13 protein-coding genes are annotated in these 9,140 nt (G+C 76.1%); 2 read left to right on the top strand and 11 right to left on the bottom strand.

What is annotated here, in order from left to right; genetic code table 11:
• Nucleotides 1-45 precede the first annotated feature (45 nt).
• On the top strand, nucleotides 46-1,305 hold the full coding sequence (locus tag rosag_RS25225; protein ID WP_284352968.1) for a hypothetical protein: 1,260 nt from the start codon (nucleotides 46-48) through the stop codon (nucleotides 1,303-1,305).
• Here the strand turns inward: rosag_RS25225 and rosag_RS25220 are convergent.
• Together rosag_RS25220 and rosag_RS25215 are read right to left on the bottom strand one after the other, a co-directional pair.
• Entirely contained in the window at nucleotides 1,302-2,129 is an 828-nt protein-coding gene (locus tag rosag_RS25220) for an arginase family protein (RefSeq protein WP_284352967.1), read from the bottom strand. The genes rosag_RS25225 and rosag_RS25220 overlap by 4 nt on opposite strands.
• 18 nt (nucleotides 2,130-2,147) lie before the next feature.
• A complete protein-coding gene (locus tag rosag_RS25215) occupies nucleotides 2,148-2,561 on the bottom strand; it encodes a hypothetical protein (protein WP_284352966.1) in 414 nt (137 codons plus the stop codon).
• 156 nt (nucleotides 2,562-2,717) lie between these two features.
• On the opposite strand from rosag_RS25215, the gene rosag_RS25210 reads away from it, so the two are divergent.
• Nucleotides 2,718-3,122, top strand: a complete 405-nt coding sequence (locus tag rosag_RS25210) for a hypothetical protein (RefSeq protein ID WP_284352965.1) — start codon at nucleotides 2,718-2,720, stop codon at nucleotides 3,120-3,122.
• Nucleotides 3,123-3,471: 349 nt separating this feature from the next.
• On the opposite strand, the gene rosag_RS25205 is transcribed toward rosag_RS25210, so the two are convergent.
• The 9 genes from rosag_RS25205 to rosag_RS25165 form a co-directional block, all read right to left on the bottom strand.
• Nucleotides 3,472-4,236 carry an Ig-like domain-containing protein gene (locus rosag_RS25205; RefSeq protein ID WP_284352964.1) on the bottom strand — a complete coding sequence of 255 codons (765 nt, stop codon included), beginning with the start codon at nucleotides 4,234-4,236 and terminating at the stop codon, nucleotides 3,472-3,474.
• A gap of 41 nt (nucleotides 4,237-4,277) precedes the next feature.
• Nucleotides 4,278-4,856 carry a hypothetical protein gene (locus rosag_RS25200; RefSeq protein ID WP_284352963.1) on the bottom strand — a complete coding sequence of 193 codons (579 nt, stop codon included), beginning with the start codon at nucleotides 4,854-4,856 and terminating at the stop codon, nucleotides 4,278-4,280.
• Nucleotides 4,853-5,785: an alpha/beta hydrolase gene (locus rosag_RS25195; RefSeq protein WP_284352962.1), complete on the bottom strand. Its 933-nt coding sequence runs from the start codon at nucleotides 5,783-5,785 to the stop codon at nucleotides 4,853-4,855. Before rosag_RS25195 ends, rosag_RS25200 begins: the two co-directional genes overlap by 4 nt.
• Nucleotide 5,786: 1 nt before the next feature.
• Nucleotides 5,787-6,326, bottom strand: coding sequence for a PepSY-associated TM helix domain-containing protein (locus rosag_RS25190; protein WP_284352961.1), 540 nt, complete (start codon nucleotides 6,324-6,326; stop codon nucleotides 5,787-5,789).
• 177 nt (nucleotides 6,327-6,503) lie between these two features.
• Nucleotides 6,504-7,034, bottom strand: a complete 531-nt coding sequence (locus rosag_RS25185; RefSeq protein ID WP_284352960.1) for a hypothetical protein — start codon at nucleotides 7,032-7,034, stop codon at nucleotides 6,504-6,506.
• Between the two features lie 81 nt (nucleotides 7,035-7,115).
• A complete protein-coding gene (locus rosag_RS25180; RefSeq protein ID WP_284352959.1) occupies nucleotides 7,116-7,661 on the bottom strand; it encodes a hypothetical protein in 546 nt (181 codons plus the stop codon).
• A 115-nt stretch (nucleotides 7,662-7,776) separates the two neighbouring features.
• Nucleotides 7,777-8,184 carry a hypothetical protein gene (locus rosag_RS25175; protein WP_284352958.1) on the bottom strand — a complete coding sequence of 136 codons (408 nt, stop codon included), beginning with the start codon at nucleotides 8,182-8,184 and terminating at the stop codon, nucleotides 7,777-7,779.
• 351 nt (nucleotides 8,185-8,535) lie between these two features.
• Nucleotides 8,536-8,865, bottom strand: coding sequence for a hypothetical protein (locus rosag_RS25170; RefSeq protein ID WP_284352957.1), 330 nt, complete (start codon nucleotides 8,863-8,865; stop codon nucleotides 8,536-8,538).
• 13 nt (nucleotides 8,866-8,878) lie between these two features.
• Entirely contained in the window at nucleotides 8,879-9,118 is a 240-nt protein-coding gene (locus tag rosag_RS25165; RefSeq protein ID WP_284352956.1) for a hypothetical protein, read from the bottom strand.
• Between the last annotated feature and the right edge of the window lie 22 nt (nucleotides 9,119-9,140).

Below are 9,140 nucleotides of genomic sequence, written 5' to 3'. Positions count from 1 at the left end.
AGGGGCGACGCCCGGTCGCTCCCGTAGTCCCTCGCCCGACCCGCCGTGCGCATCTCGCTGCTGCCCGCCCTCGTGATCGCCGCCTGCCTGCCCGCACGGGCGCAGAGCCAGGCCGCCGACCTGCCCCCCGGCCGCCACGCCGTCGGCTACCGCCTGACGTACGTCGTCGACTCCACGCGCACCGCGGTGCCCGACACGGCCGCGTCCACCGCGCGGTCCGGTGTCGGCGCGTCCGAGGCGCCGCGCGTGCTGCCGCTGCGCATCTGGTATCCGGCCGCGCGACGTGCGACATCGCCAGCCACGTCGCGCGCGACGCTGCGCTACGGCGACTACCTCGACGTGCGGCCCGACGCCGGCAGCGCGCCGCCGGTGGCCGACGCGCTGCGCGAGCGCACCCTCGGCCTCGTCCAGTTCACCGCGCGGCGCTACGCGCGCGCGCTCGGCGGCGCGGTCACGGCGGGCGACACCGCGGGCGTGATGGCGCGGCTGCTCGCGACGCCGCGGCCCGTCGTGCGCGCCGCGCCGGCGGCGCCGGGACGCTTCCCGGTCGTCGTCTTCGGCGGCGGCGCGTACCACAGCGTCGACGAGAACGTCGTCCTGTGGGAGCACCTCGCCAGCCGCGGCTACGTCGTCGCCGCGTTCCCGTCGGTCGGCGTGGACGGCGCCGACCTGCCGGCCGACGACGCGGGCCTCGAGACGATGACGCGCGACGTGGAGGCGGTGATCGCGCACCTCGCGCGCGTGCCGTACGCCGACCGCACGCGCCTCGCTGCCGGTGGCTTCAGCTTCGGGGGCGCGGCCGGGCTGGTGGCCGCCGCGCGCAACCGGTGGGTGGACGCGGTGTTCGGGCTCGACGCGTCCTTCATCGGACGCTCGCACACGGAGCGCGTGCTGCGCGCGCCGCTGTTCGTGCCCACGCGTGTTGCCGTGCCGGTGTTCGAGATGCACCGCGCCGACACGACGGTGGACCGCCGGGTGCTCGACGCGATGACGCGCGCGCCGCGCTACTCGGTCGAGCTCACGGGGCTCGACCACGTCGACTTCAACTCGTACGCGCTGCTCTGGCAGCCGCTGCTGCCGGCGCGCCCGGGCGCGGGCTACGCCGCGCGCGACTCGTCGGTGGCGACGAAGGCGGCGGCGTACGTCGCGATGGTCGCGTCGCTCGCCGACTTCCTCGACGCCCACCTCGCGCGCACCGGCGACGTGGCGGCGCTGCCCGCGCGGCTGGCGGATGACGCGCCGCGCTGGGCGCGGGTGCCGGGCGGCCGCGTGCAGACGCGCGTGGTGCCGGCCGCGGCGCGCTAGCCCAGCAGCGCCTCCACCGCCGCGATCGCGACCCGCGCCGCGCGCCCGTCCGCGTCGTGCGCGGGATCGTACGCCGACAGCGTCATCGCCGCCGGCCGCGCGCGTGCGCCGAGCGCGCCGCAGAAGCGCACGAGCGCCGCGGCTCGCACGCCGTCGGGCGCCGCGTAGCCGTTCGCGCGGCCGTCGCGCGGATCGAGCACGTCGAGGTCGAGGTGCAGGTAGCGTGGGCCGGGCAGCGCGCGCGCCGCGTCGTCCGCCAGCGGCGCGTCGATCGCCGACGCGGGCACCTGGCGGATGGGCGACGTACGCAGCGCCTCCGCCTCCAGGGGATCCAGGTCGCGCGCGCCCAGCAGCCACACGCGCGACGCATCGACGGGCACGAAGCCGGGCACGGCGCACGCCATCGCGCGCCAGCAGGCGCCCGTGAGCGTCGCCAGCGCCATCCCGTCGAGAAAGCCGCCGACGGTGGTCTCGGGCGTGTTGTAGTCGCCGTGCGCGTCGCACCACAGCACGCTCGGCGCCTCCCCGAGCCCCGCGGCGACGCCGAGCGACGTCAGGCAGTTGCCGGCGAGCACCAGCGGGAAACGATCGGATGCGCGCGCGTCGCGCACCGCGTCGGACACGGCGGCCGCCAGCGCGAACGCGGTCGCGATCTCCGCGCGCCACGCGTCGGATGGCGGCTCGACGACGGTCTGCGTCACGTCGTGGCCGCGCCGCGCGAGCGCGTCGGCGAGGCCCGCGCGCACCAGCGCCTCGGGGCCCGCGCCCATGCGCGCGCCGCGCTGCGCGGAGTCGAAGGGGACCAGCAGCAGCGCGACGTTCATCCGACGCTCATGCGGTGCTCACGCCGCGAGCGGCAACGCGTCGCGGACGGCGACGGCCGGCTCGCCCGCCGCGACGAACAGCAGCACGCCCGGCACGACGAAGATGAGGAAGAACGGGTTCAGGTCGCCGGTGACGAGCGCGTAGGCGCCGAACAGCGCGTACGCGGCGGCGAACGCGCGCAGCGCCTGCAGCGACACCGCGCGCCCGCGCAGGCGCTGCGCGAACGACCAGAGCGACACGAGCCCCAGCGTCAGGATCATCGCGCCGCCGAAGTGCCAGCCGATGCGCAGGCCGGCGATCAGGTCGGACGGCGTGTCGGCGGCGACGAGCGCGGCGTGCAGGCCGGGCCAGCCCATGAGCGAGTGCATCGCGCTGCTCACCACGAGCACGACGCCGACGGCGAGACCGAGGACGGGACGGAGGCGGGACATGGAGGCTCCGGAGGCGGGGACGGGCAGGGGAGCGTACGTTGGCGCGCCCGCCCGGCTCACGCCAGCCGCGCCATGTGCGGAGGTTGTGGAGCGCGCGCGGAGAGCGAACCTTGTCGGAGCGCGGGACACGTCACCGGATTCCGGAGGAAACGGCGCATGGAGGACCTGCGGGACGACACGCGCGGCGAGCGTCCGCGCGGCGCGGGCGGCACGCCCGGCGGCATCGGCGAGTTCCTGCTCGGCGCGGCGCTGGTGGTCGCCGGCGGGTGGCTGCTCACCAACCAGGTGACGGTCAGCAGCGGCTACTGGCAGCTGTGGGGGCACAGCGCGTTCGGGATGTCGCTCGTCCCGCTGCTGCTCGGCATCGGGCTGCTGTTCTTCGACGGCCGCTCGGTGTGGGGCTGGCTGCTGACGGCGGCAGGCGCGGTGATCATCGTGACGGGGATCATCGTCAACCTGCAGGTCTACTTCCGCCCGACGAGCCTCTTCAACACGCTGGTGATGCTCGGCCTGCTGGCGGCGGGCGTGGGGCTGGTCGCGCGGTCGCTGCGCGCGCACTAGGCATCGGCGTACCGGACCCGCATCACAAGAACGGACAGGATGACCAGGATGAACCAGGAGGCTCCGTGCGGCGCGTCGTTCTGTGCGCTCCACGGAGCCTGCTCATCATCCCATCACCGTGTCCGATGCCGTTCCGGGGCTCGCGCGCCGGGCCCCTGCTGCCTGTGGGGAGGACGCGGATGCGGCGGATGCCGCGGATGCGGCGGATCGGCCCACGTGGCGGCGACGTCCCGTGCACTCGCGCGGAGCGATCCGTTCGATCCGCTCCGATCCGGAGCATCCGAATCCTCTCCAATGGCAAACACGGCGATGGCTGGCGAGGGCACGGAACAGGACCCGCCGCCCGCCGCTACGGATTGCGCAGCTGCAGGAGCTGCGTCGCCGTCCCCGGCCCGACGGCGAGGGGTGGGCATTCCGCGGTGCCCGTCACCACCGAAGGGACGAGCGATGCGCGGAAGATCCGCGTGCCGTCGGCGAACAGCCGCGCGCCAGTGACGGAATCGCGCGCGGCGGTGTTGACGGTGAACGGGATGGACAGCATCGCGTCGGTGGACGCCACCAGCGGCACGCTCCCCAGCGGTCGGCCATCGAGCGAGACGTCGATCCGTGTGCCGGGCGCCGCGAGCTCCACGCCGGCCAACACGGTGATCGTGATCGTGCCCCCGATGGGCTGCGTGATGTCCACCAGCGTCGGCGGGTCGCCGGCGGTCACCGACCCGAAGCCGAACGCCGGCCCACGCGGGATGGCGACGCGCACCTCGATCGCGGTGCGGGCCGTGAGCGGCGCCGCGAGCGCGTACGCCTCGACGGTCGTGGTGCCCACATGCCCTGCGGTCACCACGCCATCCGCGCTCACCGCCGCGATGCACGGATCGGCCGAGCGATAGCCGACGGCCAGCGACGTGCCGGCGGCCGACGCGCCGGTCGCGGCGACGCGTGCCTCCAGCCGCGACGACTGGCGCGGACGCAGCGAGATGTCCCGTGCCCCTACGGTGACGACCAGCGGCGGCGTCCCCGGCCCGCCCGGCTCAGCCTGCGGCTCCTCACGCGGCGCGGCGGGCGGCTCGCCCGAGGCGCAGCCGGCGGCCAGCAGCGGCGCGCACAGCGTGCGCACGATCCTGCGACGACGATCCGATCCCAACGCACTCCTCCGACTCACGGCCGCTCGTAGCGCCACACGCTCCACGGACGATAGTCGCGCTGCCCGCCTCCCGCCCGCCAGCCGTCGGCGCGCAGCGCGTCGTGCAGCAGCCCGCGGAAGACGCCGTGCGTCACCGCGACGACGGGCGACGCGGTGTCCGCGCGCGCCAGCTCCGCGAGCCATGTCGCCGCCTCGGCCGCCCGCGCCCGCTCGGCCGGCGACGCGTCGGTGCCCCGCGCCAGCGCCGCGAGCCACGCGGCGTGGATCACCATGCCCCACGCCATCAGCGGCAGCCGCAGACGGAAGAAGTCCGGCACCGCGAGCGCGGACTCGCGCAGCAGCGGCGACTCGAGCACCGGGCGCCCCGCGGCCAGACGCGCGGCGGAGGCGCGGGCGCGCGGCAGGTCGCTGCACGCGACGCGAGCGCCGTCCGCGCACGCACGCACCAGCGTCGCGGGCGGCGCGTCGTCGGTGATGCCGGCCGCGTCGTAGGACGTGCGCCACGCGTGCACGCCCGCGGCATCGATCCACCCGCCGCCGTGCACGTGCGCCGAGCGGCCGTGGCGCACGAGGAGGAGCCGTGGCGCGGTCACGACGCGCGCGGGAGGTGTGCGTCGATGAACGCCGCCACGTCGTCGAGTGAGGCCCGCGCGTCGCGCAGCCAGGGCGACAGCAGCTGCCAGCCGTGGAACGCGTCCTCGAACTCGACCAGCCGGCTCGTCCCGCCCGCGGCGATCGCGCCGTCGTGCACGCGCCGCGCGTCGTCCAGCAGCAGCTCGCGCGCGCCGACGTGCAGCAGGAGCGGCGGCAGGCCGTGCAGCGGCGCGAACGCCGGCGACGCGGCGGGATCGCGCGGCGACGCGCCGCCGAGGTACACGGCCGCGAAGTCGGGCATGTTGGCCGGGCGGAACATGTCGCAGCGGCCGTCGTTCGCGCGCACGGACGCACCGCCTCCCGTGAGGTCCGTCCACGGCGAGAGGAGGACGACGCACGCGGGCGCGGGCCAGCCCGCGTCGCGCACGCGCAGCGCCAGCGACAGCGCGAGGCCGCCGCCGGCCGAGTCGCCGGCGACCGCGATCCTGCCAGCGGGGACGCCCGTGTCGAGCAGCCAGCGGTACGCGGCCGCGGCGTCGTCGAGCGCGGCGGGGAAGCGTGCCTCGGGCGCGAGCCGGTAGTCGAGCGCCAGCACGCGCTGCCGCGTGCGGCGCGCCAGCGCGGCGGTCAGCGGCCGGTAGACGGCGGGGCTGCACGAGACGAAGCCGCCGCCGTGCACGTAGAGCACGACACCCGGCCGCGTGTCGCGCGGGACGAGCCACTCGCCGCGGAGGCCGGGCGCCTCGAGCGGCTCGCGCCGCAGCCCGCGCAGCATCAGCTGGCCGTACGCGGCCGGCGCGCCGAAGAGCCGTCGCGCGCGTCGCACGAGGGCGTGCTCGTCCCCCCAGTCGCGGCGCCGGATCAGCGCGCTCACCGCGCGGGCGACGGCGCGCGTGCGCCAGCCGCCGCGCGTGTCGGGCGGACGCACCTCAGGCGGCACGCATCGTCGCGGCGTCGCGCTTCGCGGCGTTGGCGCGGCGCGCGCGGATGGGAAGGAGCCAGAGGTAGATGCCCGTCACCCAGAGGCCGAGCACGATCACCGCGACCGGCAGGAAGACGAGCAGCTTCACGCGGTCGTGGAAGAACGAGCCGTCGTGCAGGCTCTCGATCAGGTCCGAGCGGCGGTACGCGACCTGGAGCACCGCGCCGGTCGCGACGTCCAGCTGCACCTCCCAGCGCGACGTGCCGACGACCTTGAGGATCCCCTTCGACGGCCGCACGTCGACGCGGTCCACGTCCTCCCAGCTGCGGATGCCGGCCTGCGGCACCGCCTGCACGCGCGCCAGCACGTCGGGGAGCGAGAGCGCGGGCACGTGCACCGCGCCGCGCTGCTCCGGCGGCTGCACCCACGGCACCTGCTTCTTCACCTGCAGCAGCAGCCCCGTGCCGATCACGAGGAGGAACGGCAGGGCGACGAGCACGGCGCCCCAGCGGTGGAGGCGGCGGTTCCAGACGCGCGGGTTGGGCATCGCGTGCGGCGGTGAAGCGTCGTGAGGCGGAGAGGCGGACGCGCGCGGGGCGCTCCCCATGATACGCGCCGCCGACGCTGCCGTTGCCGATCGGGTGTCCGGCGCGCCCGTGCCCTGTGGCCTGTGGAGGAATCCGGAGCATCCGCATCCCCCCAACAGGCAACGGGTCCGGCGCGGTCAGCCGCCCTCCGCCGCGCGGCGCACGTTGCGCAGCATGAGGATGCGCAGCAGCCCGCTGAACGGCCGCACCACCAGCCAGTAGGCGCGGAAGGCGCCGCGCGCCGCGCGGTCCGCGCAGCGCACGCGCGTCTCGGTCGCCAGCCGCGTGCGGCCGTCCTCCGTGGGCCGGAGCTCGAAGCTCCACGCGGCCTGCGCGGCGCCCGGCGGCGGGCCCGCGGCCCACGTGCGCGGATCGGTCGGCACGAGTCCGCCCGCGGGCGTCCAGAAGCGCCCCGTGAGCCCGAGCACGATCCACGCGCCCGTCGACTCGCCGAGCGTCGCGAAGCCGCCGCGCCGCAGGTCGGCGAGCGTCGTCGGTCCGCGGCGCAGGCGGCCCGTGCGCAGCGCCAGCAGCACGCGCGCGACCGGCCCGCCCAGGTCGGCCGCGTGCAGCGCGCGCCACACCGCCGCGGCGTCCGCGCGCACGTCCACCGCGTGGCGCTCCACGGCGTCCGGATCGGGAAGGTAGACGTCGAGCGGGGACCGCATCCCGGAAGATGCGGTCCCCGGCTCGCGCGCACCATGACGCATCATCACGCACCATCGCGCATCATCGGCCCGACGCGCGAGTCAGCTGCAGGCGGCGCGCTCCCACTCGCGCACCATCACCAGGTCGCGGTTCTCGTCCATGGTGTAGTGCTGCGTGTAGGTGAGCGTGTACGTCTCCATCGTGTCGCGCGCGCGCAGCGTCCACACGATGCGCTGGTGGCCGATCACGCCGCGCTCCGCGTAGTGGCCCCAGATGTTCGAGCGCTCGACGACGCGGTACGGCTGGCCGGTGACGGTGCCGACGCCCTGCAGCCCGTCGGGGATCGAGAGCTGGTGGAAGCGCACGGTGCCGTCGGGCGTGCCGATGGACGTGGTCTTCTCGCGGATGCGCCCCGACAGCGCGACCGGCTCGCTCGTGCGGCCGTCGCTGCAGTAGAACGTCACGACGCCTCCCTCGAGGTCGTAGACGGTCTCGTTCTCGCGCGACGGCGCGTCGTTCGTGTTGTCGGCGGCGGTGACGCGCGACGGCGCAGTGCCGCTGGCGCGTCGCGGCGCGGTGGGCGTGGCGTCGCACGCGGCGAGCAGCAGGAGCGCGGCGCCGAGCGCGGGACGGCGGATGGGCAGCATGGGATCTCTCCGGTGGCAGGCGAGGAGGGGAGCCGACGTCGGTTCCGCGTCGGTCCCACCTCCTGCTGCGGAGAAATCGCGCGCGACCCGACACGCGGATCGCGCGAGGCGGCGTTCAGTCGCGGCGCACGAGCGCGCGGCGGCGGGCCTGCACGGCGGCGACGTTCCGGTCGAAGCGCGCCCGCTGCGCCGGCGTCAGCACCAGGCGCTCCTCGGCCATCATCTGGTCGATGTTCTCGACGAGGCGCGCGCGCGTCACCGAGTCGGCGGCCGGCTGCTCGTCGTCGCCGATGATCGAGTCGCGCGCCGCGGCGTAGCGCTCGTTGATGTCGCGCACGCGCGCCTGCTGCCGGGGCGTGAGCGTGATGCCCGTCATCACGAACCCGCCCACGGGGCGCACGACCATCTCGTGCGACGGGGCGGCCGTGGCGGAGGCCGGGGCGAGGATCGTCTGCGCGACGACCGGCAGCGTGAAGGCGCCGATCACCAGCGTGGCCCGCAGCACTGTGGCGGCGATGCGCATGGCGTGTCCTGGACGGTTCGCGCGCCGGGACTCCCGGCCGGGCTGGCCGGGCCGCACGCGCTACGTCGGGGACGGGCCGGCCGCGCGGCGGGTCACGCGCGGACCGTCACGCTGGTGGCCTGCGAGACTGCGGGCTGCGGGCTGCGGGCTGCGGATCGGGCCTCGGGACGCGTCGGCGCACCGGACCCGTTCTCCTCTGGAGAGGACGCGGATGCTCCGGATCGGAACGGATCGGACGGATCGCTCCGCTCGGCACACGGGGCGTCGCCTCCATGCGGAGCGATCCGAAGGACCCGTTCCGATCCGGAGCATCCGCATCCCCCAAGAGTCACAGGAGCCCGGCGCTCCCGCCTAGGGGCCGTCCTGTTCGGCCGGGGCGGGGCGCCAGGGGACCGTGGGCGGCGTGTGGAGGCCCGGCGGGAGACCCGGCGGCGGGCCCCAGGGCCGGGCCGGCGGACCGGCGGCCGCCGAACGGGCCGCCGCCTCGCGCGCGGCGAGCCGCCGGCGCACGATCGTCTCCGTCAGCCCGGCGCCCGTCCCGACGCCGCCGAAGAAGAGCGAGAGGATGTCGACCAGCCGCACGCGGTCGCGCAGCGCCAGCGCGCCGAGCAGGCCCACCAGGGCCGAGCAGGCGGTGACGAGGACCGGGAGGCGCTGCGCGACCGCGCGGGGGAGGGGCATCGGCGCGGCTCCGCTACTGGCCCCGGCGTCCCGACTTCTGCGACGTCGCGTGCGGCTTCACGCGCGCCGGCGGCGCGGAGCGGTCGCGCGCCTCGCTCCGGTGGTCCTGGTCGACGGCCCGCGTGTGCATCGGCGCCGGTGAACGGCCCGGGTCGTCCGCGTGCGCGCCCGGCGCGTGCAGCTGGTGCAGCTGATGCGGCTGCTGCGGGTGGCGCGAGAAGTCGGGGATCGGCCGCGGCGAGTGCTTCTTCATGGAGCCTCCTGCACGGCGTGCG

It is taken from the genome of Roseisolibacter agri, assembly GCF_030159095.1.
GTDB classification, from domain to species: Bacteria; Gemmatimonadota; Gemmatimonadetes; order Gemmatimonadales; family Gemmatimonadaceae; genus Roseisolibacter; species Roseisolibacter agri.
Note: the sequence above shows the minus strand (reverse complement) of the source record. Positions and strands in the feature narration are given on the sequence as shown.